This window comes from Paludisphaera mucosa (assembly GCF_029589435.1).
GTDB lineage: Bacteria > Planctomycetota > Planctomycetia > Isosphaerales > Isosphaeraceae > Paludisphaera > Paludisphaera mucosa.
The window spans coordinates 3,830,846-3,856,567 of the sequence record NZ_JARRAG010000002.1 but is presented as its reverse complement, the minus strand read 5'-3'; the positions used below and the strand labels follow the sequence as shown (position 1 = coordinate 3,856,567).

The 25,722-nt window shown below is 68.4% G+C and carries 22 protein-coding genes and 2 tRNA genes; 14 read left to right on the top strand and 10 right to left on the bottom strand.

Annotation, left to right across the window (positions count from 1 at the left end; all coding sequences use genetic code 11):
- Window positions 1–78: 78 nt before the first annotated feature.
- From PZE19_RS24600 to PZE19_RS24585, 4 genes are all read left to right on the top strand, one after another.
- Window positions 79–825: a ParA family protein gene (locus PZE19_RS24600; protein WP_277863253.1), complete on the top strand. Its 747-nt coding sequence runs from the start codon at window positions 79–81 to the stop codon at window positions 823–825.
- Window positions 818–1,699 carry a ParB/RepB/Spo0J family partition protein gene (locus PZE19_RS24595; RefSeq protein WP_277863252.1) on the top strand — a complete coding sequence of 294 codons (882 nt, stop codon included), beginning with the start codon at window positions 818–820 and terminating at the stop codon, window positions 1,697–1,699. Before PZE19_RS24600 ends, PZE19_RS24595 begins: the two co-directional genes overlap by 8 nt.
- Window positions 1,700–2,072: 373 nt before the next feature.
- A complete protein-coding gene (locus tag PZE19_RS24590) occupies window positions 2,073–2,825 on the top strand; it encodes a histidine kinase (RefSeq protein WP_277863251.1) in 753 nt (250 codons plus the stop codon).
- A gap of 88 nt (window positions 2,826–2,913) precedes the next feature.
- Window positions 2,914–2,987: transfer RNA gene (locus PZE19_RS24585), tRNA-Pro, on the top strand.
- Window positions 2,988–3,167: 180 nt separating this feature from the next.
- On the opposite strand, the gene PZE19_RS24580 is transcribed toward PZE19_RS24585, so the two are convergent.
- Window positions 3,168–3,869: a hypothetical protein gene (locus PZE19_RS24580; protein ID WP_277863250.1), complete on the bottom strand. Its 702-nt coding sequence runs from the start codon at window positions 3,867–3,869 to the stop codon at window positions 3,168–3,170.
- Window positions 3,869–4,399 (bottom strand): RNA polymerase sigma factor, encoded by a 531-nt coding sequence (locus PZE19_RS24575; RefSeq protein ID WP_277863249.1) that lies wholly within the window; start codon window positions 4,397–4,399, stop codon window positions 3,869–3,871. Before PZE19_RS24575 ends, PZE19_RS24580 begins: the two co-directional genes overlap by 1 nt.
- Before the next feature lie 498 nt (window positions 4,400–4,897).
- On the opposite strand from PZE19_RS24575, the gene PZE19_RS24570 reads away from it, so the two are divergent.
- The 5 genes from PZE19_RS24570 (at window position 4,898) to PZE19_RS24550 (ending at window position 10,713) form a co-directional block, all read left to right on the top strand.
- Entirely contained in the window at window positions 4,898–7,108 is a 2,211-nt protein-coding gene (locus tag PZE19_RS24570; protein ID WP_277863248.1) for an arylsulfatase, read from the top strand.
- Window positions 7,109–7,234: 126 nt separating this feature from the next.
- Window positions 7,235–7,861, top strand: a complete 627-nt coding sequence (gene ycaC / locus PZE19_RS24565) for an isochorismate family cysteine hydrolase YcaC (protein WP_277863247.1) — start codon at window positions 7,235–7,237, stop codon at window positions 7,859–7,861.
- Window positions 7,862–7,973: 112 nt separating this feature from the next.
- A complete protein-coding gene (locus PZE19_RS24560) occupies window positions 7,974–9,029 on the top strand; it encodes a linear amide C-N hydrolase (protein WP_277863246.1) in 1,056 nt (351 codons plus the stop codon).
- Window positions 9,030–9,201: 172 nt separating this feature from the next.
- On the top strand, window positions 9,202–9,918 hold the full coding sequence (rpiA, locus tag PZE19_RS24555; protein WP_277863245.1) for a ribose-5-phosphate isomerase RpiA: 717 nt from the start codon (window positions 9,202–9,204) through the stop codon (window positions 9,916–9,918).
- Between the two features lie 135 nt (window positions 9,919–10,053).
- The gene (locus PZE19_RS24550; protein ID WP_277863244.1) at window positions 10,054–10,713 is read left to right on the top strand and encodes a tetratricopeptide repeat protein; all 660 of its coding nucleotides are present in this window, start codon (window positions 10,054–10,056) and stop codon (window positions 10,711–10,713) included.
- A 40-nt stretch (window positions 10,714–10,753) separates the two neighbouring features.
- Here PZE19_RS24550 and PZE19_RS24545 read toward each other — a convergent pair whose 3' ends face one another.
- From PZE19_RS24545 to PZE19_RS24535, 3 genes are all read right to left on the bottom strand, one after another.
- Window positions 10,754–12,727, bottom strand: coding sequence for an RNA polymerase sigma factor (locus tag PZE19_RS24545; RefSeq protein WP_277863243.1), 1,974 nt, complete (start codon window positions 12,725–12,727; stop codon window positions 10,754–10,756).
- A 242-nt stretch (window positions 12,728–12,969) separates the two neighbouring features.
- Window positions 12,970–13,434 (bottom strand): acyl-CoA thioesterase, encoded by a 465-nt coding sequence (locus PZE19_RS24540; RefSeq protein ID WP_277863242.1) that lies wholly within the window; start codon window positions 13,432–13,434, stop codon window positions 12,970–12,972.
- A gap of 236 nt (window positions 13,435–13,670) precedes the next feature.
- Window positions 13,671–13,743: transfer RNA gene (locus PZE19_RS24535), tRNA-Met, on the bottom strand.
- Window positions 13,744–14,084: 341 nt separating this feature from the next.
- Here PZE19_RS24535 and xerC point away from each other — a divergent pair.
- Entirely contained in the window at window positions 14,085–14,969 is an 885-nt protein-coding gene (gene xerC / locus PZE19_RS24530; protein WP_277863241.1) for a tyrosine recombinase XerC, read from the top strand.
- A 231-nt stretch (window positions 14,970–15,200) separates the two neighbouring features.
- Complete coding sequence (locus tag PZE19_RS24525; protein ID WP_277863240.1) at window positions 15,201–16,757, top strand: sigma-54-dependent transcriptional regulator; 1,557 nt, start codon at window positions 15,201–15,203, stop codon at window positions 16,755–16,757.
- A gap of 43 nt (window positions 16,758–16,800) precedes the next feature.
- On the opposite strand, the gene scpC is transcribed toward PZE19_RS24525, so the two are convergent.
- The 3 genes from scpC to PZE19_RS24510 form a co-directional block, all read right to left on the bottom strand.
- On the bottom strand, window positions 16,801–18,306 hold the full coding sequence (scpC, locus tag PZE19_RS24520; protein WP_277863239.1) for a succinyl-CoA:acetate CoA-transferase ScpC: 1,506 nt from the start codon (window positions 18,304–18,306) through the stop codon (window positions 16,801–16,803).
- Window positions 18,307–18,619: 313 nt separating this feature from the next.
- On the bottom strand, window positions 18,620–20,389 hold the full coding sequence (gene ilvB / locus PZE19_RS24515; protein ID WP_277863238.1) for a biosynthetic-type acetolactate synthase large subunit: 1,770 nt from the start codon (window positions 20,387–20,389) through the stop codon (window positions 18,620–18,622).
- A gap of 224 nt (window positions 20,390–20,613) precedes the next feature.
- Window positions 20,614–20,937, bottom strand: coding sequence for a hypothetical protein (locus tag PZE19_RS24510; RefSeq protein WP_277863235.1), 324 nt, complete (start codon window positions 20,935–20,937; stop codon window positions 20,614–20,616).
- 1,000 nt (window positions 20,938–21,937) lie between these two features.
- Here PZE19_RS24510 and PZE19_RS24505 point away from each other — a divergent pair.
- Together PZE19_RS24505 and PZE19_RS24500 are read left to right on the top strand one after the other, a co-directional pair.
- Complete coding sequence (locus PZE19_RS24505) at window positions 21,938–23,035, top strand: DUF1559 family PulG-like putative transporter (protein WP_277863237.1); 1,098 nt, start codon at window positions 21,938–21,940, stop codon at window positions 23,033–23,035.
- A gap of 193 nt (window positions 23,036–23,228) precedes the next feature.
- A complete protein-coding gene (locus tag PZE19_RS24500) occupies window positions 23,229–23,429 on the top strand; it encodes a hypothetical protein (RefSeq protein WP_277863236.1) in 201 nt (66 codons plus the stop codon).
- A 154-nt stretch (window positions 23,430–23,583) separates the two neighbouring features.
- Here the strand turns inward: PZE19_RS24500 and PZE19_RS24495 are convergent, their stop codons facing one another.
- On the bottom strand, window positions 23,584–23,907 hold the full coding sequence (locus PZE19_RS24495; RefSeq protein ID WP_277863235.1) for a hypothetical protein: 324 nt from the start codon (window positions 23,905–23,907) through the stop codon (window positions 23,584–23,586).
- Between the two features lie 305 nt (window positions 23,908–24,212).
- Here PZE19_RS24495 and PZE19_RS24490 point away from each other — a divergent pair, with 305 nt between their 5' ends.
- Complete coding sequence (locus PZE19_RS24490) at window positions 24,213–25,280, top strand: DUF1559 domain-containing protein (RefSeq protein WP_277863234.1); 1,068 nt, start codon at window positions 24,213–24,215, stop codon at window positions 25,278–25,280.
- A gap of 81 nt (window positions 25,281–25,361) precedes the next feature.
- Here the strand turns inward: PZE19_RS24490 and PZE19_RS24485 are convergent, their stop codons facing one another.
- The gene (locus PZE19_RS24485; protein WP_277863233.1) at window positions 25,362–25,550 is read right to left on the bottom strand and encodes a hypothetical protein; all 189 of its coding nucleotides are present in this window, start codon (window positions 25,548–25,550) and stop codon (window positions 25,362–25,364) included.
- Window positions 25,551–25,722: the final 172 nt, after the last annotated feature.

The window sequence follows — 25,722 nt, the reverse complement described above, 5'->3', positions numbered from 1 at the left end:
GGTCGAGTTTCCGCCCGCATCAGCCGATGAATCCGCAAAGGAGGAACGCCGAAGGCTTCCGGGGAGGATGCGATTTCGATGGCCAAGATCATCAGCGTGGCCAATCAAAAGGGGGGCGTGGGGAAGACGACGACCGCGATCAACATCGCCGCCGGGCTGGCGAAGTCGGGGCGGACGGCCCTCGTGATCGACGTCGACCCCCAGTGCAACGCGACCAGCGGGCTCGGGGTCGAGCCGGCGCAGCGGCATCCGCTGCTGGCGGGCAAGCCGCTGGCCGAGTCGGTCGTCGAGACGTCGCAGGCGAACCTGTTCGTGCTGCCGGGCTCGCAGAGCCTCGCCGACGCCGACGCGCTCTCGGCCTCCAACCGACAGCGGGCGTCGACGCTCCGCCAGCAGTTGAACGGGGAGTTGAGCCGGTACACTTACGTCCTGATCGACTGCCCGCCGTCGCTCGGGCAGTTGACGCGGGCCTCGCTGGGAGCGTCTGCCGAGATCTACATCCCGATCCAGTGCGAATACTTCGCGATGGAAGGGCTCTCGCAGATCATCGAGCTGGCCCGTCAGACCAAGGCCAAGGACAACCACCGCCTGGAGATCGGCGGGATCGTGCTGACCATGTACGACCCGGCGCTCGACCTGGCGAACGAGGTGGTCAACGAGGTCCGCCAGTACTTCGACGAGACGGTCTTCGATTCATTGATCCCGCGCGACGTGCACATCAGCGAGGCGCCCAGCCACGGACGGAGCGTCCTCGACTACGCGCCGAGGGCCCGGGGCGCCAGAGCCTACACGGAACTTGTCATGGAGGTCATCGACCGTGAATAAACGACGCCTGGGACGTGGGCTCGAGGCTCTCTTGGGACGCGAAGAGGGGGGATTCGAGCCCGGGTCGCTGGAGGAATCCGAGCTGCTCCACGTCGCCGTGGACCAGGTCGACCCCAACCCCTATCAGCCCCGCCGCCACTTCGCGCCGGCCGAGCTGGCGACGCTCGCCGACTCGATCCGCCAGCACGGGATCCTCCAGCCGATCCTGGTGCGCGCCGTCGGCGACCGCTACCAGCTCATCGCCGGCGAGCGCCGGCTGCGGGCGAGCATCGAGGCCCAACTCCACGACATCCCCGCGCGGGTGATGGACCTGGACGACCAGCGGGTCTTCGAGCTGGCCATGGTCGAGAACCTCCAGCGCGAGGACCTCAACGCCGTCGACAAGGCGACCGCCTTCCGCGAATACCTCTCGCGCTACGGGGGCACGCAGGAAGAACTCGCCGGCCGGCTGGGGCTCGACCGCTCGACCGTCTCCAACCTGATCCGGCTGCTGGACCTCCCCCAGGAAGTCCTCGACGCCGTCCGCGACAACGCCGTCACCCAGGGCCACGCCCGGGCGCTGCTGGGCCTCCCCGACGCCGACAGCCAGGTCGTCGCACTCCGCCGGGTGATCGCCGAGCGGCTCTCGGTCCGCCAGACCGAGGCCCTCGTCGCCACCGGCGTCCCGACTCCGGCGAAGCCCCGCCTCCGCAAGGACGCGGCGCATGTGCTGGTGAAGGCCCCCCACATCGTGGAGCTGGAACAGCAGCTCCACCAGCGGTTCGGCACCGCCGTCCTGATCCGCTCGCGGACCGCCGAGAAGGGGCAGGTCATCATCGACTTCAACAGCCAGGAGGAGTTCGACCGCGTCTGCGCCCTGATCCGGGGCGCCTGAGGGCGTGCAAGCCGACTGTGAGGGCGTCGCTTCCCATTTCGGACCCTCATGAAGGAATCGAGAACGCGGGTATCCGCCCGACAGGGGGCGCGGTCCGTTTCGGCGGCCCGCGCCCCTTCGCGCATCTCGATAAAACCGCCCACTGTACGACAGGGGGACCTCTCAAGGTTTTCGGCGCATGATTTGCCCAGGAGGAGCACCATCCTGATACAGTCGCGCGGCTTTCGATAACGGACGGGAATCCCTTGCGGGTTCGTCCCCGATGCTGCCATCATAGGCCGTCCGTCCTGCCTAGTTCGACGGACGGCAAACGAAGACCCAGGTGCAAAACTCGATGTCGCAACACCCGCATGACGGATCGGCGGACGACGGTTTGAGTGGCTCTTTGCTCCGGTTCATCGACGACGGCCAGCTCGAACCCCTCCGGCAGGCGCTCAGCGGATTCAACCATCGCTGCCGGAACTTGCTCAACAGCATGAAGATGAGCTTCTATCTGACGAAACGGGCCGCCACCGGGCCGCTGCCCGAACGTTGGGACGAACTCAATCGGACCTACACCGAGGTCGAGCGCCTGTTCGACCTCATCCAGTCGATCTACCGCTCGATGTCGCTGACCTTCGTGCGGCAGCCTTTCCGGGCGATCGTCGACGAGCGCGCGCGAAGCTGGGTCGCGGCCTTCCAGCGTCAGGGCCTCACGCTCACGATCGAGCCGCCCGCCGGCGAATCGACGGGCGAGTTCGACGCGATGCGGCTCTCCTCGGCCCTCGACGGCTTCATCGCCTGGCGCGCCTCGCGGCTGTCTCCGGGCGGCGGCGCGGTCCTGTCCTGGTGGACCACCGCCCGCCATTTTGAGGTGGAGTGGAGGGAGTTCGCGGCGGCCCCGCTCGACGCGTCGCCCCCCGGACCCACCTCGCCACACGCGGCCCTGGCCTCGACCACGCAGTCGCTGTCGCTCCCCCTGCTCGCACGAGTGGTTTCCGAACATCGCGGTCGGCTCGACTGGACGCCTCGTCCGGACGCCGAGGCCCGACTGCGGTGGCCCCTGTCCGTCGCCGAATCCGCCGCCGCGGCGGCGGACGTGACGACCGCCGTCTCCCACGCATCTCTCGCCCCGAGCTTCGGTTGAGGCGTCGCCTCCCACGGGTCCCGCGGCGGTCCAGCCTTCGCTTGACCGCCGCCGCGCCTCCGCTTACGATGCCTGATGTCTCGAAACGCGGGGCGTAGCGCAGCCTGGTAGCGCGCCTGCCTTGGGAGCAGGAGGTCATGGGTTCGAATCCCGTCGCCCCGACTTTTCACAAACACAAGCCCTTCGGCGTGGACGCCGAAGGGCTTTCTCTTTTGGGAGGAGAGAGTTACGGCTGACTGGAGCCGACCCCTGAGTCCGAATCCGTGGGAGCCGCGTGAGCCTGCGTCCTCTGACCCGAGAAAGCTATAGCGCCGAGTTGGATCTCCGACACAGTCCATGCCGTCAGCCGCCAGGCCTCGATGGATCATCCTGCAAGCTCGCCCAGTGGTCGACGTCCCGGGCCGCCGCCCGTAGGCTCTCGCCGGAGACGCCGTCGAGCGTCGCTCGCCACCAGGGACGCCCGGCCCATCGAGCTGCGAGCCATCGCGCGACGTGGCGACCCGCGAGCGCGAACAGCACGCCGAAGGCGTAATTGGCCGCGACCCACCGGGCGTCGAGCCGGGCCAGGACGTCGACGCGGCCCTCGGTCAACCAGTCGAACAGCCAGTGCGCCCCCACGAGGAAGCCGCAGAACCCCAGGAGCGGCGAGTGGAGCATGACCCACTTGAACTGCCGGATCTTCGCGACCCGGAGCCGTTCGAGCGCGGCCTGGATCTCGGCGACCGGCCCGCTCCATTCGATCCGACCCACGGCCGCGAGTTGACGGATGCTGCTCGCCAGGAGCGCGATGAAGCCGATCATGACGGCGATGGCCGGGGCCAGCAGTCGCCACTCGCTCCCGTGCCCGCTCACGAACGTCCCGACGAGGATCAGCCCGAACACGCAGAAGGCGACGTCGATCGCAGGCCAGACCGCCAGCCGACGGACGCGGCGACGGGCGGGCGGCATCACGACCTGGCGCACGAGTTCGGTCTGGAGAGACAGCGATCGATCGAGCTTCTGATCGAGCCGCCGCCATTCCTGCTGGAGTTCTTCGAGTTCCATCACGAGGCTCCTCCTTCCCCGGGCGGTCCTTGCACGGATCGCCGAAGCGCGTTCTTGAGACGGTTCAATCGCGTACCGACGTTCGACTCGCTGATGCCGAGGACGTCGCCGATCTCGCGATACGAATGGCCTTCCAGGTAGAGCAGCAAGATGGCCCGGTCCGCGCCGGGCTGTCGTTCCAGGAGTTCGCGCAGCTCGCGCGACCGTTGCCGCTTCAGGTCGTCGTCCCGGGTCGTCGAGGGGGCCTTCGTCTCATCCTCGTCGAGACTTGCGGCTTCCCTCCCCCACCTCCGCCGCCTGCGTCCGAAGTCGATCGCCACGTTCAACGCCACGCGATACATCCAGGTCGAGAACCTGCGGTCGGGGTCGTACCGGCCGAACGAGTCCCAGAGCTGAACGACGATCTCCTGCAGCAAGTCGTCGCGATCGTGCGGGGTGCGGCCGTACGCCCAGCAGACCTTGAGCAGGGCTCCTCGGTGGCATTCCAGGAGGGCGACGAACCGCTCGTGGTCGGACCGGGGCGGGCCCAAGGCGGCGGGTTCCTCCGGCTGGCGTGGTGCATTTCGACTCGACATCGCGACTCGCCCCATCTCGACCACCGGGTCCACATGCTCGGTGATTCGCTCGCGGTGGTCCCTTCGTCACGGGACGCATCCGAAATGCGACGTTTCGACGGGGCGTATCCGGAGCGCCTCACGTCCCAGTCTGCGGGCCGATTGACATCGCCGTCGCGATCGACCAAGCTTGCCGAGGAGGCTCCGGAGCCTCTTCACTTCAAGCCCTCGGGACGGCGATGTCCCGACGTCCCTTCATCTCTCCAGAGGCACGACGTGCGCGCCCGATCTCCCTCTCCCCTCGCGGCGATCCTCGCCGGCGGCCTGATCGGCTGCCTGGCTGTGACAGTTCGACCGGCGGACGCCCGCGCTCAGGATGCGCCGGCATCCCCGGCGGCGTCCGACGGGTCCGTCTTGCCCTTCCCGCCGACCCCCACGGCCAGCGTGATCGGGCCCACGATCCAGGAATCTCGCATGACGTGGCGTCAGGAGCCGCGACGGCTGAGGCCCGACGCGCCCAACGTGCTGATCGTGCTGATCGACGACGTGGGTTTCGGCGTCCCCGACACGTTCGGGGGCGAGGTCCATACGCCCACGCTCACCCGCCTGCGCGAGTCGGGCGTCTGCTACAACGCGTTCCACACCACGTCCATCTGCTCGCCGACCCGCGCCGCGCTGCTGACGGGTCGCAACCACCATCGGGTCGGCAACGGGACGATCGCCGAGCGGGCGACGGACTTCGACGGCTACACCGGCGTCATCCTCAGGTCGGCCGCCACCCTGCCCGAGGTCCTCCGCCACTACGGCTACAAGTCGTCCGCCTTCGGCAAGTGGCACAACACCCCGACCGACCAGACGACGGCGATGGGGCCGTTCGACCGCTGGCCCACCGGCCACGGCTTCGATTACTTCTACGGCTTCCTCGCGGGCGAGACCTCGCAGTGGGAGCCCCGGCTCTACGAGAATCTGCAAGCGATCGAGCCGCCCCACGGCGGGACCTACCACCTGACCGAGGACATGGTCGACAAGGGCCTGGGATGGCTCAAGAAACACCAGGCGTTCACCCCCGACAAGCCGTTCCTGATGTACTGGGCGCCGGGGGCCGTCCACGGCCCGCACCACATCTTCCCGGCCTGGGCCGACAAGTACAAAGGCAAGTTCGACGACGGCTGGGACGCGTACCGCGAACGCGTCTTCCGGCGGCAGCAGGAACTCGGCTGGGTCCCCAGAGACGCGAAGCTGACGCCCCGCGACGCCTCGATGGCCTCGTGGGCCGGCATCCCCGAGTCGGAACGCGGATTCCAGCGCCGGCTCATGGAGGTGTTCGCCGGCTTCGTCGAGCACACCGACGCCCAGGTCGGCAGGCTGGTCGACGGCCTGGAGGCGCTCGGGCTCCGGGACAACACGATCATCCTCTACATCTGGGGCGACAACGGCTCCAGCGCCGAGGGCCAGAAGGGCAGCATCAGCGAGCTGCTGGCCCAGAACAACGTCCCCAACACGATCGAGCAGCAACTCGCCGCGATGCAGGGGCTGGGCGGGCTCGCGGCCCTGGGCGGGCCGAAGATGGACAACATGTACCACGCCGGCTGGGCCTGGGCCGGCGGCGCGCCGTTCCGGTCGACCAAGCTGGTCGCCGCGCACTTCGGGGGCACGCGCAACCCGCTGGTCGTCTCGTGGCCGAAGGGGATCAAGCCCGACCCCGCGCCTCGGCCGCAGTTCCACCACGTCAACGACGTCGCGCCGACGCTCTACGAGCTGATCGGCGTCAAGCCGCCCGCCGAGGTGAATGGGGCGAAGCAGGACCCGATCGACGGGGTGAGCATGGCCTACAGCTTCGCCGATGCGAAGGCCCCGGGCCGCAAGCTCACGCAGTATTTCGAGAACAACGGCAGCCGCGGGGTCTACCACGACGGCTGGTTCGCCGGCACGTTCGGCCCCCTCGTCCCCTGGGACACCGCCGGATCCTCTCCCAAGCTGAAGACCTGGGACGCGAACCAGGATCCGTGGCAGCTGTACGACCTTTCGAAGGATTTCTCGCAGGCCGAGGACCTCGCCGCGAAGGAGCCCGAGCGACTGGCGAAGATGAAGGAACTCTTCCTGGCCGAGGCGAAGGCGAACCGGGCGTTCCCCATCGGCGGCGGCCTCTGGACCCGGTTCCACCCCGAAGACGTCCTCCGGAGCCCGTACCGGTCGTGGCGGTTCGACGCCGAGACGACCCGGATGCCGGAATTCACGGCCCCCGGCCTCGGTAAGCGGAGCAACCACGTGGCCATCGACGTCGAGGTCGGCCCGGACGCGTCGGGCGTCCTCTACGCCATGGGCGGCGCGAGCGGCGGCCTGTCCGTCTACATGGACGCCGGGCGACTCGTCTTCGAGTACAACATGCTGATCATCGAGCGGACCGTCGCCAGGTCGGAAGGGAAGATCGCCGCCGGCAAGCACCGCATCGAAGTCGCCGAGACGATCCCCAGGCCGGGCACCCCGGACGACGTGGTTCTGAGCGTGGACGGCGCGGAAGTCGCAAGGACGACCGTCAAGCGCACCGTCCCGGGGGCGTTCACCGCGAGCGAGACGTTCGACGTGGGCGTCGACCTCGGCTCGCCCGTCTCCGTCGAGTACTTCGACCGGGCCCCTTTCAAGTTCGGTGGCAAGATCGAGCGCGTCTTTGTTGAAATGAAGTGACGAGATCGATGCGAGTCGCCCGACTCGCTCCGCCGTGACGGGACGGCCCGCACCCCCTCGTGCCGGTCGTCCCGTCGGTCGTTTCCGCCGGCCCCGAGGCCGTGAACCGCTTGAAGAGGAATCGCCATGAGCACGCCCTACAAGTACCGCCGACTCGACAGGGACGACGCCGCCGTCCTGCTGGTCGACCACCAGACCGGCCTCTGCAACCTCGTCCGCGATTTCTCGCCGGACGACTTCAAGAACATGGTGCTGGCGCTGGCGAACTCGGCGAAGTACTTCAACCTGCCGACGATCCTGACCACCAGCTTCGAAGCCGGGCCCAACGGGCCGCTCATGCCCGAGATCAAGGAGCTGTTCCCCGAGGCCCCGTACGTGGCACGGCCGGGCCAGATCAACGCCTGGGACAACGAGGACTTCGTCAAGGCGATCCGGGCGACGGGCAAGAAGCAGCTCATCATCGCCGGGGTCGTGACCGAGGTGTGCGTGGCCTTCGTGGCCCTCTCGGCGATCGAGGCGGGGTTCGAGGTCTTCGTCGTCGCCGACGCCTCGGGGACCTTCAACCAGACCACCCGCGACGCCTCCTGGGCGCGGATGCAGGCCGCCGGGGCCCAGCTCATGACCTGGTTCGCCGTCGCCTGCGAGCTGCACCGCGACTGGCGGAACGACATGGAAGGCCTCGGCGCCCTGTTCGCCAAGCATCTGCCGAGCTACGCCAACCTCATCAGCAGCTTCAACGCCGCCCGGAAGTGAGCGATCGACCGCCCGCCCGCTCCCCCGTTCTCGCGGCGGGCCGCGTCTCCTAGACTTGTCTCGGGCGATCGACGGCGATCGCCCGTTCGACCTCGCCTGGAGACCAGGGTTCATGAACGCGAAACGCCTCGTCGGGATGGTGGTCGCAGGCCTCGCCTGCGGCTCGTTCGGCCTGCGGACCTCGGAGGCCTGCACACGCTGCGTGTACCTGGGGCCGGACGACCGCGTCCTCGTCGCCCGCTCGATGGACTGGTCGGAGGATCCCGGGACCAACCTCTATTGCCTCCCCCGGGGCATGCGGCGCAACGGGACGGCCGGGCCGCACTCGCTCGCCTGGACCAGCAAGTACGGCAGCGTCGTCTGCTCGTTCTACGAGATCGCCTCGGTCGACGGCATGAACGAGAAGGGCCTCGTCGCCAACACGCTCTATCTCGTCGAATCCGACTACGGCAAGGCCTTCGGGAACCGGCCGACGATCTCGATCTCCGCCTGGACCCAGTACGTGCTGGACAATTTCGCCACCGTCGCCGAGGCGGTCGAGGCCCTTCGCGCCGAGCCCTTCACCATCATCGCCCCGATCCTGCCCAACAAACAGCCGGCGCAGGGGCACCTGGCGATCGCCGACCCCACGGGCGACTCGGCGATCTTCGAGTACGTGAAGGGCAAGCTGGTGATCCACCACGGCCGGGAATTCCAGGTGATGACCAATTCGCCGACCTACGACCAGCAGCTCGCCCTCAACGCCTACTGGCAGGAGATCGGCGGGACGGCCATGCTCCCGGGGACGAGCCGGGCCGCCGATCGCTTCGCGCGGGCCTCGTACTACATCCACACGATCCCCCCGACCTCCGACGCGCATCGGGCCCTCGCCTCGCTGTTCGGCGTGATCCGCAACGCCTCGGTGCCGCTGGGCGTGACGACGCCCGGCCAGCCGAACATCTCCGGCACGGTCTGGCGGACGGCCTACGACCTCAAGGACCGGGTCCTCTATTTCGACTCGGCGACGAGCCCCACGGTCTTCTGGACGCCCCTGGCGAAGATGGACTTCGAGCCGGGCGCCCCGGTGAAGAAGCTGACGCTGACCGGAGGCCGGAGCTACGCCGGCGACGCCTCGGCGGAATTCCAACCCGCGCCGCCGTTCCCGTTCCTCCCGGGCGCGCCCGATTGAGGTCGCTGGGATCCAGGCGACTGGCCAAGGCCGAGAGAAGTCGTTCTAATGGCTCGATCGGCGTGGCGGTGGCGAACGAGCACCTGGAACGTCGACGCGCCCCATCCGGGTCGCGTCGAACTCGGCCGGCGGCGACCGGCCGAGGCTGTCCCTCCCTTGAAGGCGAACGGTCGTGGCATTCGAAGCGGACCTCGCGAAGGCTCACGCCGCGCGGAGCGCGGCGGAACTGGTGCAGTCGGGGATGATCGTCGGCCTGGGTTCGGGCTCGACGGCCGGGCTGCTGGTCAAACGCCTGGGCGAGCGCGTCGCCGAGGAAGGCCTGGAGTTCGTCGGGGTGCCCACCAGCGTCTCGACGGCCGAGCTGGCCCGCGAGCTGAACATTCCCCTGCGCGACGTCGACGACGTGCCCGCGGTCGACCTCAACATCGACGGGGCCGACGAGGTCGACCCCGAGTATCGGATGATCAAGGGCCGGGGCGGGGCCTTGCTGCGCGAGAAGCTCGTCGCCTGCGTCGCCAGCCGGCGGGTCACGATCGTCTCGCCCGAGAAGGTCGTCCCCCGCCTCGGCATCGACTCCCCCGTGCCGGTCGAGGTCAGCCGCCTGGGCTACCGCCATATCGAGCAGCGGCTCAGGACCCTCGGCGCCCGGACCTCGCTGCGGCGCGGCCCCGACGGGGCGCCCTTCGTGACCGACGGCGGCAACCTCATCATCGACTGCGGGTTCTCGCCCCTCGCCGACCCCGACACCCTTGAGGCCGGCCTCAAGTCGGTCGTCGGCGTCTTCGAGACCGGCCTGTTCCTCGGCCTCTGCGACGTCCTGGTCGTCGGCCGCCCCGACGGCGCGGAGCAGATCGTCACCCAGGCCCGGCGATGGACGGGCTGCACCTGACGTCCCGCCCACGGGCCGCGGCTCCGGCGAGGAATCCCGGATTCCTGAAATCTCGGGGCGACGCACGTTGATCGTGCCTGGTACAGGACGCGCGCCGGTCGCGTCGAGCGGGCCCCATACCAGGAGCGATTCGTGATGCAGACGATGACATGGATTCAGTCCCGCTGGAACCGCCTCCGCGCCGCGCACCGGGCCGACCTGCCGGCCCTGGCCGTCGCTCGGGGGCGGGAGCTGGTCGACCGGCACCCCGAATGCGGCCCGGCCTGGAAGATCCTGGGCTCGGCGCTCGTCGACCTGGCCCGTTACGACGAGGCCGACGAGGCGATCCGCCGCGCGACTTCGCTCTGCCCCCCCGGGAAGCTCTGGGTCACCCTGGCCGAGATGGGCCACCTCCATCGGGCTCGGGGCAACCTTTCGGTGGCGGCCGCCTGGTATCGCCGCGCGATCAACGCTGCGCCCGAAGAGGCCGGCGCCCATATCTTCCTCGGCGGGATCCTCGCGCAGTCCGGACGTCTCAAGGAAGCCGAGGCCGCCCACCGCACCGCGACCCTCTGCGAGTACGGCTGTCGCGACGAGGCTTTCCTGAACCTGGGCCTGGTCCTCCGGGCCCAGGATCGACTCGACGAGGCCGCCGGCTGTTTCGAAGCCGCGCTCGAGCTCGATCCCAAGTACAAGCCCGCGAAGCTGGCGCTGCGTGACGTCCACCAGGCGATCCGGGTCCAGAAAGCCCACCATCGCGACGCTTCCGCCCGCCGCGACGGCGACTTCCGGGATCGGAAAGCCGCCGTCGCGTGAGCCGGGAATCGCGGCGTCCGGGCCGTGATCCGGCTCCCCCTCACATCATGCCGGATCCGCCGGCCCCGCCGCCGAACCCCTGGCCCATGCCGCCCATCCCGCCGCCCCCGCCGGCTCCCATGATGGCCTTGTCGGGGTGCAGGCCCATCATCTCTCTCTGGGCTTCCAGCAATTCCTGCTGGATGCCTTCGAGGGAGCTGATGATCAGCACGCCGTCGCGGACGCAGTAGGCCAGGCCAAGCTGTTTGAGCATCAATCGAAGCGAGAGCTTCAGCGGGACGTCCTCCAGGTCGATCGAGACGGGCGAGTCGAGCGTCGCGCCGGCGTCCTGGATTCCGACGGGGTCGACGTACACCGGGAGCTTCTTGCCGTCGGACGTCGTCAGGGAGCCGCGGATCTGGCTGAGCAGTTCGCCGAGCGTGGATTTCTCGCCCGAACGCAGGGTGAAGGGCGCGGCTAGCGCCTCGTTGGCCGCCACGCTGGTCGGGTTGTCGTCGACCTTGGAGATCGCGGCCGCGAGCCAGGCGATCTGCTGGCGGGTTTGCTCGGGCGTCGGTCCGGAAAAGCCGCCGCCCCCCTCGCCGCCGAACCCGCCCGCCGCCATCCCGGCGGCTTGCGGGGCTTGCTCGCCACCCTCGGGGCTCGACGGCTTCTTCAGCTCGGCCTGGGGCTTCGGGGCCGACTCGGACGCCGGCTCCTCGGTCTCGGTCGGTTGAGCCGCTTCAGCGGCCGCCTCGGCGCCGGCACGTGGGGCGTCCCGCTTCTCGGCCTTCTCAAGAAAGTCGGCGAACGTGACGAGCAAGCCGCCTGAGGCGTCGTCGTCGCCGATCTGCTCGCGCAGCTCCTTCAACATGTCCCCCGCGCGACCCTTGTGTCGCTCGGCGGCCTTCTCCTTCGCGGCCTCCTCTTCGACCTCGCCCGCTTCCGCCTCGGCGCGTTCCAGGGATTTCTGGTATTTGCTCAAGACCTCCTGGAGCAGGGCGACGGTCTCCTGGGGACTGCGGGACTTGGGTGATTCCGCCGCGGGGGAAGGCTTCGATTCCTCCTGGGCCGCCAGCATGGCCGTCGGACCCTCGTCCGCTTTGGGCGCGTCGTGCGGATAGGCGGCGAGGCTCGCGCCGGCGGCGAGAAGGCCCGCGGCGACGATCGTGCCCGGGATCGCGAGCGTCTTGAGCTGGGAATAAAACATGGCCTGGATGGCTCCTTCGGTGAGGGAACGGACCGAGGACGAGATCGCCGTGGTGGTCATCCAGGCGGCGGGAGAGGCGGCCAGCGCGACGGCGTGGCGGACCGTTTCCGAGGCGAGCGGGGCGGGCACGGCGGCGCGGAGGTCGGACGAAGCCAGGGCCGTCGCCAGCGCGGCGGCCGGCGCCGCGACCCCGCGACGTTCGAGCCGCTTGCGGAGCAGGTCGCGGGCGCGGGCGAGCCGACCCTTGACCGTCCCGACGGGGCAGCCCAGCAGCGCCGCGGCCTCCTCGTGCGTCCGGCCCTCGAGGTAGCAGGCGACCACCGGGGCGCGGTAGCGACCCGGCAGCCGCTCCACCTCCTCGTGCAGCCTCATCCGCTCCTCGTCGCGGGCGAGTGCGTCGGCGGGATGGCAGCCCGCCGGCCGTCGCGAGTCGACTTCGAGCCGACCGCCGTCTTCGTTCGTCGCTTCCTGGATCCGCCGCGCCGCCATGACGCGGGAGCGGACCGCCACGCGGCAGGCGACGCCGTAGAGCCAGTTCGCGACCAGGTCCTTTCGTCGCAGGTTCCCCGCCTTGCGGGCGAGGACCAGGAAGACGGCCTGGAAGGCGTCGTCCACGTCGTTCGGGTCCCGGAGGAACCGGCGGCAGACGCCCTGGACCATCGGCCCATGACGATCGACGAGCGCCGCGAAGGCCGCCTCGTCGCGACGGCTCGCGAATCGATCCAGGAGCTGCGACTCCGTGAAGCCGATCGCCGAACCGTCCTCGAACAGCCGTTCGACGGCCCTGGTATAGCCGTCGTGACGCGCACTGGTGACCTGCGACATACCGCCCCCTCCGCCTCAAGGATGACCGGACGAGTACTGCGGGCCACAGGCGGGTCGGATACGCCAATTCCCCGGAATCTTGCGAATTCGGGGTCCGAGCCGTCCGTCGCGAGGCCTGGGGAGGACGGCCGACTTCAAAAAATCACGCCCGGCTGTCCCCGTTCCCGAAATCGTGCGTAAGATTACTGAAGCCGACGCTGAATGGTCGCTCTCAAGCCTCGGTGCATCAATCCATGTTTGGTCTATCTGCGGACGTGAAGGAGCTTACGCGTGCGTTCGCGGAGACGGGACCAGGGGTGGCCGAGTTCTTCGGCGATCTCCTGGGGTTCGTCGGCGAGGGGTTCGGGGCGGCCTTCGAGGTCGACGTGCACGAACTGCATGACGCCGTCCATCCAGGGAGACGTCTTGTCGTTGAGGGGGGGCCCCCAGAGGGCGACGACGATCTGGGCGCTGCCGCGATGGATCTGGCGTCCGCGGATCTGGATCACGCGGCCGATCGGGACGGGGACGTAGCAACGAAGGTCGAGAACCCGTTTGAGAACGAGATTGGCGTCGAGGCCGGCGGCGCGATAGGCCGTGGAATAGCCGGCTTCGAGGGCGAGCGAGAGGAGCGACCCGGCGTAGAGCGTACCGTGGTGATTGGCGTCGCGGGGTAGGACGAGCCGGTGGGTCACCGTCTCGGCGTCGTGCGAGTGCGAAGGTGCCATGCGCATCCATCCCAAAAATCAGCCGATGCGAATGCGATCGTCGTGCGACCGCGATCACGGCTTCGAATCTAGCACGATCTGCGACGCGCCGCAACCTTCGACGGCCTCCGAGGAAGCGTCGAAAACTAAGCACCCGTCGACGGAGGACGGGCGGGCGGTGAGAGTTGCAAAGTCGATCGAGGGGAAGCCGATCGGAACTTTGCAAACGGGAGGGGGGAGGAAAAGGTGGGAGCCAATTGCGCCGGTAGGAATCGAACCTACGACCTCCAGGTTATGAGCCTGGCGAGCTAGCCGCTGCTCCACGGCGCACTTGAATACTACCTGACGTCGGCCTTCGTGGGAAGGCCCCACCGACCCTTTTTCATGAAGTTCTCGAAGACCGACGATCGGCGACGCAGGCGACTCGTCACGCCGCAATGAAGGTTGATGTTCCGATGACTCCGTTCAGCGAACGACCCGCCGAAACCAGGCTGCTCCCATGAGCGGCGGAGAGAGACCAGAGGCCCTATAATTCTAAATGCATGCACGCGTGATTTCGGGAGAAAGGTGGGCCGGCTCGCCGGGCGAGAGCCGAAACTAGAAGGAGGTGGCCGGCGCGTCGTCGCATCGGGCGGTGAGGTGGCGGGGTTCGCTGGGGGGGAGGGGTGGGCGTGAAGGCTTCGATCCGGTCCTTCCTGGACCACTTGCGGGTGGAGCGGCAATCCTCGACGCATACGTTGCGCTCCTATGAGGACGACCTCGGGCACTTCGAGCGCTTTCTGGAGGAGACGCAGGGTGCCGGCGTGGACCCGGCCTCGGTCGACGCCAAGCGGCTGCGGCGCTACTCGGCCTGGCTGAGCGGCCGGGGTTACGCGGCTTCGACCGTGGCGCGGCGGCTCGCGAGCCTGCGATCGTACTTCCGCTTCCTCCGTCGCAGCGGCGAGGTGGCCGCGGACCCGGCCGCCTCGCTCCGCAATCCGAAGCAGGCCAAGCGGCTCCCGAAGTTGCTGCGAGTCGAGGAGGTGGTCCGCCTGCTCGACACGATCCCGCTCGACGAGGCACTTGGCCGTCGGGACCGGGCGATGTTCGAGACATTGTATGGCGGCGGCCTTCGGGTCAGCGAGGTCGTGGGGATCGACCTGGAGGATCTCGACCTCGAGGAGGCGCTGATCCGGGTGCGGGGCAAGGGGAAGCGCGAGCGTCTCTGCCCCGTCGGCGCGATGGCCGTCCACTGGATCAAGGTCCACCTGGCGTCGCGCACGCCGCGGAGCGCCGGGGAGCGGGCGGTGTTCCTCAATCGGTATGGCGACCGGCTGACGGTCCGCAGCGTGGGGAGGTTGCTGGAAGAGCACCTGGCCCGCGCGGGGATCCGCAGTGCGGCCAGCCCGCACACGCTTCGCCACAGCTTCGCCACGCACCTGCTCGACCGTGGGGCCGACCTCCGCAGCGTCCAGGAATTGCTCGGCCACCGCAACCTGACCACCACCCAGATCTACACCCATGTGACCCAGGAACGAATCCTCGACGCCTACCACGACGCCCACCCGCGCGCCTGATCGGGCGCGGCGATGGTGTCGCGAATGCAACTTTCGATTGACGGTGCATCATTGGTGACATAGTCGTTGACACAGAGGGACGTGCGATTCCTCGGTCGAACCGGCGTTGCAAACGGAGCACGATTGTAGGTTTCCGGCTCGACGATGGGTCGAACGGCGGCCTCGGGCGTCGTGCGTCGAGGACGGTCCCCCCGGCGACGGATTCTGAAGGACAACCAGAGAAGGCAACTGATGCACAAGAGTAGAATCCTCATCGTCTGCCCGGACGCCAGCGGGCTGGCGCTGTTGACGTCGATGCTCAAATCGATGGGCCACGTCATCGACGAGGCCCCGAACGACAGGGCGGCGGTCCGGCTGCTGGAACGCGACCCGGTGGACCTCGTGCTCGCGAGCGTCGACCCCGGCGACTCCGACTGTCTCGAGCTGTTGACCTACGTGCGGCGGAAGCACGCCCGGACGGCCGTCGTGCTGATGTTCCCCCGCGTCCATCCCGAGCGGATCAAAGAGGCGGTGCGACTGGGGGCGGCGGCGGTGCTGAAATACCCGGCCCCGGCCGCCGAGCTCCGCGCCGCGGTCTTGCAAGCCCTCGCCGAAACGGAACGGTCGACGGCGGCGACGAACTCGCCCCCCGGACTCGGGATCGCCGCCGAGCCGGCTGCGGGGCCGCGGCCGCTGTTCGGGGACGTCGGCCCGGCCCCTTCGCCGTCGCCCGTCGAGCCGCCGGTCGCGGGGCCGGGCGGAGACGCGGCACCCGCCGATCGACCCCGAGCCACGCCCGTCGCGGCCGAGACGCCCCGCGAGGCGACCCTCGTCGGGACCGATCCCAGCCTCCGGCAGATCATCGGCCTGGCGAACGTCCTGGCCGCGTCTTCGGCGACGGTCCTGATCCAGGGCGAGCCCGGCACCGGCAAGTCGGAGCTGGCCCGCTGGCTCCACCACGGCACATCGGGCGAGCGACCGTTCGTCGCGATCCACGCGGCCGAGCTGAGCGACGCCGCCGGGGGCGACGCCCGCGCCGAGCCGGCGGCCTCGCAGCGAAACCTCACGCTCGAATGGACGAGCAAGTTGACCCGGGCGGCCGGCGGCACGCTCTACATCGAGGAAGTCGGCGCCCTCGACGCCCAGCTTCAGATCCAGCTCCTGAGAGAGGTTCAGCTCCAGGACATGGAGGCGGCTTCGGGACGCTCGGGCGGCGATCGGAGCGCCCTCGTCCGCCTCATCCTCTCCACGAGCGAGGACCTGGCGTCGCTGGTCGAGCAGGGGAGGTTCCGCCAGGACCTCTTCCATCGCATCAGCTCGGTCTGCCTCACCGCGCCGCCCCTCCGGCATCGCGGCGACGACGTCGAGCTGTTGGCCGAGCATTTCCGGGCGCGGTTCGCACGCCAATTCGACCGCAACGTCGTCGGCTTCACCCGCGACGCCCTGGAAGTCCTGCGGCGTCACGACTGGCCGGGGAACGTCCGCGAGCTGCAAGGGGTCGTCCAGCGCGCCGTGGTGATGTGCCACGGGCCCCGGATCACCGCGACCCATCTCGGGCCCATCCTGAACCCGCACCGCGGCGCCCGGGGCGCGCGGACGACCCAGGGGCGGCCGCACCTGCCGATCGGGATCCGGCCCCTCAAGGAGGCGCTCGAGGAGCCCGAGAAGCAGATCATCATCCAGGCCCTGCAGGCCCTCAACTGGAACCGCCAGGAGACCGCCCGGATGCTCGACATCAACCGGACGACGCTCTACAAGAAGATGAAGAAGTACCGGCTGCTCGTCGACGAGCCGATGTGGGTCGACTGAGGTCCCTCGGTCGACCCACAAGCCCTCTTCCTACCGACGCCTCCTACGCCTCGAACTGCTTGAGATCCAGATCCGGCAGCATCGCCCCGGTCTCAAGGTAGTTGTTACAGAGCTCGAAGCAGCGCCTCATATCGTGGCGGAGATGCCCCATCGGCGCGGCTTCGAGGTAGTGGTGGAGATAGTCGCGGTAGGCCGGGTGCGCGCAGTTGTCGATGATCGCGCGGGCCCGGGCCATCGGGGCGAGGCCGCGGAGGTCGGCCAGCCCCTGCTCGGTGACGATCACCTGGACCGAATGCTCGCTGTGGTCGACGTGCGAGCACATCGGCACGATGGTCGAGACCTTCCCCCCCTTCGCGAACGAGGGGCACATGAACAGGGAGAGGTAGGCGTTGCGTTCGAAATCGCCGCTGCCTCCCAGCCCGTTCATCATCTGAGTGCCGAAGAAGTGCGACGAGTTGACGTGGCCGTAGACGTCCACCTCGATGGCCGTGTTGGTCGCGATCACGCCCAGCCGCCGCGAGACCTCGGGGTTGTTCGAGATCTCCTGGGGCCGCAGCACGATGCGGTCGGCGAAGTCGTCGAAGTTGTCGTAGACGAAGCGGAGCTTCTCGTCGGTCAGGCTCAGCGAGCAGGTGCTCGCGCCCAGGACCGACCCCGCGCCGATCAGGTCGATCACGGTGTCCTGGAGGACCTCGGTGTAGAGCTTGAACCGGGGGAAGTCGGGGTTGGACGAGAACGACGCCATGACCGCGTTGCAGACGTTGCCGACGCCGCTCTGCAGGGGGAGGAACTCCGGGGGGATTCGGCCGGCGGCCATCTCGTTCAGCAGGAACGCGCAGACGCGCTCGCCGATCGACCGGCTGACGGCGTCGGGGGCGGCGAACGAGCGGCCGCCGTCGGGCTCGTCGCTGGCGACGACGCCGATCACCTTGCGGGGGTCGACGTCGGCGTAGCGATGGCCGATCCGGTCGAGCGGGTCGTAGATCGGGATCGGGTCTCGATGGGGCGGCCGGGGCAGCGTGTAGATGTCGGCCAGCTCGGAGATCCGGGGCGAGTGGAAGGCGTTCAGCTCGATGATCACGCGTTCCGCCTGCTGGAGGAACGTGGGCGCGTTGCCGATCCCGGTGGTCAGGTAGACCCGGCCCTGCGGCGTGACGTCGACGGCCTCGACGATGGCGACGTCCATCTTGCCGAGGAACCCGCCGGCGGTCACCTGGGCGACGTGCGAGAGATGCATGTCGATGAAGTCGACCCGGCCCGTATTGGCGAGCTTCCGCAGCGGCCCCGAGGTCATGTAGGGGGCGCGCCAGGCGATCGCCTCGGCCTCGGCCAGGGCGTCGTCGCAGAGCGGCCCGGTCGAGGCGCCGGAGAGGAGGCGGATCTGGAATTCCTCGCCCTTCGCGTGCAAGGCCTTCGCCCGCCGCGCCAGCGCGGCGGGGACCACCTTCGGCGAGCCGGCGGGGGTGAAGCCGCTGACGCCCACGAGAGCGCCGTGCGGGATCAGCTCCGCCGCGTCCTCGGCGGTGAGGGTTGGAAATGCTCTTCCCATCGGTAAGACCCGGACTTTCTGTGATCGATGAGCCCCGCGCGTCTCCGACCCATCGTCGGGAGGAACCTGCGGGAGAGCGGGGGCGGGGATCGACGGGTCGCGTCCGTGGCTCGGGGCGGAGTCGTCGATCGGGAAGTCATCGAAGGGATGGACGGAGTGGCCGCCGGTTCCCCAGGGCCGACCCTCCTGAGACTCCATTGTCGCCGATCGCCGGGGTCATGCAAGGACCAAACGCCGGAAACGACGACGACGGCGGCGGGGAAGGACCCCGCCGCCGTCGCTCGCATCGTCCGGGTCGACGTCAGGCCCGGCGTCAGCTCTTGATGATGTCGCGGACCGTGCCGCCGGCCGGTATCATCGGCAGGACGTGCTCCTGGTACGGGACCAGCACGTCGAGCACGTAGGGGCCCTTGTGCGCGATCATCTCGCGGAGCGCGTCGACCACCTCGGACTTCTTGCGGACCTGGCGCGAGGCCACGCCGAACCCCCTGGCGATCGCGACGAAGTCGGGATAGGTGACGTCGGGCAGGTCGCCGTCCCCCTTGCCGACCGCCTCGGGATGATCGATCGGCCCGAGGTAGGTGTGGGCCCGGTTGCCCTGGTGGAAGCGATCTTCCCACTGGACGACCATGCCCAGGTGCTGGTTGTTGAGGACGATCATCTTGACGGGCAGGTTCTCGCAGAAGACCGTCGCCAACTCCTGGATGTTCATCAGGAAGCTGCCGTCGCCGTCGATGTCGACGACCAGGGCGTCGGGGAAGGCGGCCTGCGCGCCCATCGCGGCGGGCAGGCCGTAGCCCATCGAGCCCAGGCCGCCCGAGGTGATCCACGTCCGCAGCCGCTTGAACTTCGTCCACTGCGCGGCCCACATCTGATGCTGGCCGACCCCCGTCGACATGATGAACTCGCCCTCGGTGAGCCGGGAGAATTCGTCGAGGACGTACTGGGGCATGATGGCGTCGTCGCGCTGGTCGTAGACCATCGGGTCGGAGGCGCGCCAGGCGTCGACCTGCTTGTGCCAGGCCCGGTAGTCGCCGGTCGAGACCAGCGGCGTCAGCTCGCGGAGGAACGAGCCCACGTCGGTGTGGATCGGGATGTGGGCGAACTTGTTCTTGTTGATCTCCGAGGCGTCGATGTCGACGTGGACGATCCGGCCGTGCTTGGCGAACTCGGTGAGCTTGCCGGTCACCCGGTCGTCGAACCGCACGCCCAGGGCGAGCAGCAGGTCGGCGTGGTTGACGGCCATGTTGGCGTAGACCGTGCCGTGCATGCCGAGCATACCCAGCGACAGGTAATGATCGCTGGGGATCGCGCCCAGGCCGTGGACCGTCATCGCCACGGGGATGCCGGTCTTGGCGGCGAACTCCCGCAGCGCCTCGCCGGCGTCGGACGCCAGCACGCCGCCGCCGCAGTAGATGATCGGCCGCTCGCTGGCCCTGAGCGCCTCGAGGACCTCGCGGAGCTTCTCGGCGGAGGGGGGCGCGGGCAGGCGGTAGCCCGGCAGGTCCATCGCGACGTCGTAGTCCGGGTTTGCCACGATCGTGTTCTGGACGTCCTTGGGCATGTCGATCAGGACGGGCCCGGGCCGGCCGGTGGTGGCCAGGTAGAACGCCTCCTTGACGACGCGGGCGACGTCGCGGGCGTCCTGCACGAGGTAGGCGTGCTTGGTGATCGCCCGGCAGACCTCGACCGTCGGCGTCTCCTGGAAGGCGTCGGTGCCGATGACGTGGGTCGGCACCTGGCCGGTGATGGCCACCAGCGGGATCGAGTCCATCTTGGCGTCGGCGAGGCCGGTCACCAGGTTCAGCGCGCCCGGCCCGGAGGTGGCCATGACGACCCCCGGCTTGCCGCTGGCCCGCGCGTAGCCCTCGGCCGCGAAGACGCCCCCCTGCTCGTGGCGCGGGAGGATCGTGCGGATCCGGTCGCGGTAGCGCGTCAGCGCCTGGTGCATGGGCATGCTCGCCCCGCCCGGATAGGCGAACACTACGTCGACGCCGTGCCTGGCCAGCGACTCGACCAGGACGTCCGCCCCGGTCGTGGGCCTTGTTGCGGTCGGAGCTTTACGATCGTCGATGGCGGCCACGTGCGTCCCTCGTCTTCTTCGCCGTGCTGACCAGCTTCCGCGTCCGGAGATCGCGAGACACGCTCCCGGGGGCCGGCGACCCACCCCCGGAAACGCATCATTGTAATGAATCCCCCCGCGCAGCCACAACCCGGCGCGCGCGAAGTTCACGGCCCTTCCGGGCCTCGCGACTCCCCTAACAAGAGGAGTCGCCCCGGTGCGATGTTCGCGCCGCGGGCCCGATATCAATCGGGAGAGGAGGTGCCGCCGAAGCCGATGGGCTCCTTGAGGGAGCGGAGGAAGTGGGTCCCCTTGCCCTTGGCCTTGAGCTCGGCGACGCGGGCCTCGGCGTCGGCCTTGCGGGCGTAGTCGAAGGTGGCGACGGTGCGGCCGCCGACGTCGCAGACGGCCCAGACGACCTTCATCCGCGCCGCGGCGGCCGGCTTGGGGCGCAGGCTCGCCGACTCGGGCCGGGGGCGGGCCGGCTTCGGGCCCAGGGGGATGCCCCGCGCCGCGGCGGCGTCGGCCTCCGCCCGCAGCTCGCGACGATTCAACGGACGTCTCGACATCCCAAACTCCTCGCTCCGGCGGCCCCAGTCCCCGGGCCGGGTTCGGCCCCACCGGGACACATTATAGGAACTGGACGAAACGAGGCGAGATCTTCGACCCATTCCAGCCAGGCGGAGCGAGAGCGGACGGCGGCTTCGGCGAGCGTGAGAGAGGGATGCCGCTGTCTGGGGTTGGTCATTCCCCATAGTGGCCGTGAACATGCGAGGCGTGGTTGATGAATCCACCAGGGAGTGACGGTTGGGGCTCACCCAGGATTTCCTGCAAGTCCCGTGAGCCGTCGCTCTCGAAAAGTCGACCGGGTGCAGCACCCGCGGACTTAGGGCACGCCGTTTGCAGCGAAATTAAGCTGGCTCGACCATTCGGCGGCCGAGTCGAAGCCTCGCTCTGAGGAAGCGAGTCATCGATTTCAACGTGACTCGACAAACCGAACGGTCGAGCCGAGTGATGGTCGCATCGACCCATGGTCACGTCCCCTCGGCCGCAAACCCGGTCGACTTGAAAGACGCAACGGGACGAACTCAGGTAGGGTGTCGCTGATTTGCAATAAGGTCTCGTCGGCGATCCCTGGGGGGCCGATCGCAGGGCTTCCGAGCAGCCCGTACACTTCCTGCCAAGCGGAGGTGGAGGAGCAGCTTGATGGGGGATCGTGTGGCAGGCGATCGCCATGATTCCCCCGAGAATGCCGGTTTCGTTCGTCGTCGGCCCAAGGCCCAACCGCACCTTTTGTACATAAATATAAAATTATTCTGATATTATTGTCTTGTCGTACGACGAACCGGATTTCGTCGTATCGATGCGAACCATGGACGCCCTGGTTTGGACGGCCCAGGCCGTGATCAAGAGGGGCGACCCTTATTTCTTTAGGCGACCCTTGATCCGGGCGACCAGTCGGTGTCCAAAGTTAGATTCGCGGGGCCATCCCTTTCTCTGAGTCGGCCCCGCGACTCTCTGTCGTGCGAGTCTCTCGTCATCACGTCTTTTCAGGAAGGAACGGTGCGCATGCGTACCCCCGCCTTGCGTCGGCGCTCGGGCTTCACTCTGATCGAGCTCCTCGTGGTCATCGCCATCATCGCGGTCCTGATCGCCCTGCTCCTGCCCGCCGTGCAGGCGGCCCGCGAGGCCGCCCGTCGAGCCCAGTGCGTCAACAACCTCAAGCAGATCGGCCTGGGGCTCCACAATTACGTGTCCCAGCAGAACAGCTTCCCGCCACTCTGCGGGAACATGTGGCTCCCCGGCAGCCCCGCGAGCCCCGGTTGGGGCAACTGGCCGCTGGGCTGGGCCGCTTCGCTGATGCCGAACATGGAGCAGCAGGTGCTGGCCAACGCGGCGAACTACTCGTTCGGTGCGGACCAGCCGGAGAATTACCAGACGGTCTGCCGGGCGCGGGTGGCGACGTTCATCTGCCCGTCGGAGAGCCTGGGCGCCGGGCCGTGGCTCTCGTCCTCCTGGACGAATTACTGCGCCAACGTCGGCGGCCCGGCGTCGATGGGGAGTTGGAGCGGCATCATCGTCCCGATGCGGGAAGAGGCCGGGAAGACGGGGGTGGGGACGAACTACCCCACCAACTGCGGGACGATCGGCATTCAGAGCGTGACCGACGGCACGTCGAACACCGTGGCGTTCAGCGAGCGATTGATCGGCCTGCCCGGCGACGCGGTGGTCACCGTCGGTTCGGCCAACGCGAAGCGGGTCACCTTCGGCCCCGTGCCGACCGTCACGGCGGACACGGGAGGCCTGGTGCAGGCCCAGGCGTTCGTCTCGGCCTGTCGCAGCCTGCCGGCCACCACGACCACCGCCGGCACGGTCAACAATTCCTGGATCGCCGGCGCGGTCTGGGCGGGCTCACACGCCAACACCCTGCGATTCAACACTTACAGCCACGTCAACACGCCCAACGGCCTCTCGTGCATGGCCGAGAACTACCCGCCTGGCCAGGCCATCGACGCCATGACCGTCGGCGGCAACCACCCCGGCGGCGTCAACGCCTGCATGGCCGACGGCTCCGTCCGATTCTTCAAGGACAGCATCTCGATCCCGACCTGGTGGGCCGTGGGCACCCGGAGCGGCGGCGAGGTCGTCAGCTCCGACTCCTACTGATCCGACGTCGGCTCCGTCGAGATCATGGACAAGCTCGCGATGCGAAACCGTCTCTCCTCCTGCGAGGAGAGACGGTGGTCGTCGGGCCTTTTCTTACAGCTCTTCGACGTTGCAAGCGACGACCCGAAGGCCGGTCGCACGAAACGCGCGGCCTTTCCCTCCCCCGATTGAAGAACGAGAAGAGGATCGTTTCATGTCTTTCCTGCGAATGACGTCGGTCGGCCTCGTGTTGGCGGTATCCTGCGCCTGCTCCGGCTGCGGCGACGAGGGCGGCGGCGGGACTACGCCGACCGTCGAAGAAACCCGCCCGGACGCCGGCCTCGAGGCCTCGAAGAAGCTCCAGCAGATGCAGCCCCCGCCGCCCGGCGGGGCCGCCAAGAAGGCCCGTCACTGAGGCGCGGCCTGTTTGATGTTTCCAACACGAACGCCCAGCCCATCGCAATCCGCCTGGAGGCTGGGCGTCCTCGTATTCGGCGCGACTGTAGGCGACGCCCAGGACGAGCTGGAAAGACCGCGACCCCGGACCGAGCGCACGGGGACGCCCGATATCAATCGGGAGAGGAGGTGCCGCCGAAGCCGATGGGCTCCTTGAGGGAGCGGAGGAAGTGGGTCCCCTTGCCCTTGGCCTTGAGCTCGGCGACGCGGGCCTCGGCGTCGGCCTTGCGGGCGTAGTCGAAGGTGGCGACGGTGCGGCCGCCGACGTCGCAGACGGCCCAGACGACCTTCATCCGCGCCGCGGCGGCCGGCTTGGGGCGCAGGCTCGCCGACTCGGGCCGGGGGCGGGCCGGCTTCGGGCCCAGGGGGATGCCCCGCGCCGCGGCGGCGTCGGCCTCCGCCCGCAGCTCGCGACGATTCAACGGACGTCTCGACATGCCAGCGCACTCCTCCGGATGACCGCCCACGACCCTACTCGTGCTCCGCATCATAGACGTTCGTCAAACCCAGGCCGAGGCGTGAATCGCCGATTTCTCGGGAAGGCCTGCCCGGGCCGAAATGAATTTGATCGTTGTGTCGGCGCATCCATGAAATTTTGGAGGGGTAGGCCCTTGTTCATCGGGGGCGATGTTGTTTAAATGTCAAACCGGACTTGCTCCACTTCACTCTTCAAGTCCGCCTTTGATCTCGGGTGTGCGAAATAATTCGTTCTCACGTCTCACTCTCCTTGAGGGAAATGCGCATGCATGTCGCAGCCTCACGTAAGCGCGGATTCACGCTGATCGAATTGCTCGTCGTGATCGCCATCATCGCGGTTCTCATCGCCTTGTTGCTGCCGGCCGTCCAGGCGGCCCGCGAAGCCGCCCGCCGCTCGCAGTGCACGAACAACCTCAAGCAGCTCGGGCTGGCCCTCCACAACTACGAGTCGGCCAACGGCGGGTTCCCCTGGAACCAGTGCAGCGGCCGCGCCGACTACAACTGGAACGACTACCAGGTCGCCCACGGCCGCAGCGCGCACTCGCTGATGCTCCCCTACATCGAGCAGCAGACCGTCGCCAACGCCTTCAACTACTCGTGGGGCGTCCAGTTCACGGGGCTCGAGCTGCCCGTCGTCCAGGCGACGGCCGTCCGCACGGTGATCTCGGGCTTCCTCTGCCCCAGCGACGGCCTGGGCGTCGGCCGCAACTGCTACCTGGTGTCGAACGGCACCAACTACGACTGGCACTCGCGGACGGAAGGGGCCGGCGTGTTCGGCCGTCCGGACAACGACGCCACCAATGAGGCGGACACCCGGTACGGCGCCGGCACGATCGCCGCGATCACCGACGGCACCTCGAACACGGTCGCCTTCGCCGAGCGTCCCCGCGGCGACAACAGCGGCGGCAAGAAGTCCATCAGCGACATCTACGTCGGGGCCGGCATGCCCAACCCGCCGACCTTCGTCGCCTCGAACGCCGCCGACACCCAGGTCATCACGACCCAGATGATGCCCGCGTGCGCCGCGTTCGCCCAGGCCAACCCGACCTCGACCTGGAACAACACCGGCGGGAGCTGGGGCAACAGCAACTACAGCCAGACGACGTTCAACTTCATGATCACCCCCAACAGCAAGACGCCCGACTGCTCCAACTGGGGCGGCATCGGCATCGGCTACGGCTTCCACACGCCCCGCAGCTACCACGCGGGCGGCGTGAACGTGGGCCTGGCCGACGGCTCCGTCCGCTTCATCAAGGACTCGATCGCCTTGCAGACCTGGTACGCCCTCGGCACCAGGTCGGGCGGCGAGGTCGTCGGCTCCGACAGCTATTGATCGGATCGACTCGGCCGTGACGCAGAACGAGGCCGCCGCCGGGAACCCCCGGCGGCGGCCTCGTCGCGTTTCGAAGACGGGTCACTTGGGCGTCTTGCCCATCCCCTTCAGGCCGGCGTCGATCGCCTTCTTCATGTCTTCGGAACTCTCCTTCGTCGCCAGCTTTTCCTCGGGGACGTTGGAGTCGACGGCCGTGCCGCAGCCGGCCAGGGTGAGGCAGCCCGCGCCCAGGACGACGCCGAGGCCCGTCAAGAAGTATCGCCTGTTCATGTTAGACCCTATTACTACGAAGTGGGGGTGGCCTGCCTCGCGCAGGCGGAACGCGCCGAAGATAAACCCTCGCGAGTGTGGCGTCAATCTTGCGGGCGGCTTTCTCGCGCTCGAGAGATCGGGCCTTCGGCATCAAGACGTTCGGGACGAGGCCGGGCCGCGGGCGGTTCGA

What these genes read in the sequence shown, in the direction of transcription:
- PZE19_RS24600 (WP_277863253.1), top strand. Translation starts at nt 79, where the DNA reads ATGGCCAAGATCATCAGCGTGGCCAATCAAAAGGGGGGCGTGGGGAAG.
- PZE19_RS24580 (WP_277863250.1), bottom strand. Translation starts at nt 3,869, where the DNA reads ATGGAACTCGAAGAACTCCAGCAGGAATGGCGGCGGCTCGATCAGAAG.
- PZE19_RS24570 (WP_277863248.1), top strand. Translation starts at nt 4,898, where the DNA reads ATGACGTGGCGTCAGGAGCCGCGACGGCTGAGGCCCGACGCGCCCAAC.
- ycaC (WP_277863247.1), top strand. Translation starts at nt 7,235, where the DNA reads ATGAGCACGCCCTACAAGTACCGCCGACTCGACAGGGACGACGCCGCC.
- PZE19_RS24560 (WP_277863246.1), top strand. Translation starts at nt 7,974, where the DNA reads ATGAACGCGAAACGCCTCGTCGGGATGGTGGTCGCAGGCCTCGCCTGC.
- PZE19_RS24550 (WP_277863244.1), top strand. Translation starts at nt 10,054, where the DNA reads ATGCAGACGATGACATGGATTCAGTCCCGCTGGAACCGCCTCCGCGCC.
- PZE19_RS24545 (WP_277863243.1), bottom strand. Translation starts at nt 12,727, where the DNA reads ATGTCGCAGGTCACCAGTGCGCGTCACGACGGCTATACCAGGGCCGTC.
- PZE19_RS24540 (WP_277863242.1), bottom strand. Translation starts at nt 13,434, where the DNA reads ATGGCACCTTCGCACTCGCACGACGCCGAGACGGTGACCCACCGGCTC.
- PZE19_RS24525 (WP_277863240.1), top strand. Translation starts at nt 15,201, where the DNA reads ATGCACAAGAGTAGAATCCTCATCGTCTGCCCGGACGCCAGCGGGCTG.
- scpC (WP_277863239.1), bottom strand. Translation starts at nt 18,306, where the DNA reads ATGGGAAGAGCATTTCCAACCCTCACCGCCGAGGACGCGGCGGAGCTG.
- PZE19_RS24510 (WP_277863235.1), bottom strand. Translation starts at nt 20,937, where the DNA reads ATGTCGAGACGTCCGTTGAATCGTCGCGAGCTGCGGGCGGAGGCCGAC.
- PZE19_RS24505 (WP_277863237.1), top strand. Translation starts at nt 21,938, where the DNA reads ATGCGTACCCCCGCCTTGCGTCGGCGCTCGGGCTTCACTCTGATCGAG.
- PZE19_RS24500 (WP_277863236.1), top strand. Translation starts at nt 23,229, where the DNA reads ATGTCTTTCCTGCGAATGACGTCGGTCGGCCTCGTGTTGGCGGTATCC.
- PZE19_RS24495 (WP_277863235.1), bottom strand. Translation starts at nt 23,907, where the DNA reads ATGTCGAGACGTCCGTTGAATCGTCGCGAGCTGCGGGCGGAGGCCGAC.
- PZE19_RS24490 (WP_277863234.1), top strand. Translation starts at nt 24,213, where the DNA reads ATGCATGTCGCAGCCTCACGTAAGCGCGGATTCACGCTGATCGAATTG.
- PZE19_RS24485 (WP_277863233.1), bottom strand. Translation starts at nt 25,550, where the DNA reads ATGAACAGGCGATACTTCTTGACGGGCCTCGGCGTCGTCCTGGGCGCG.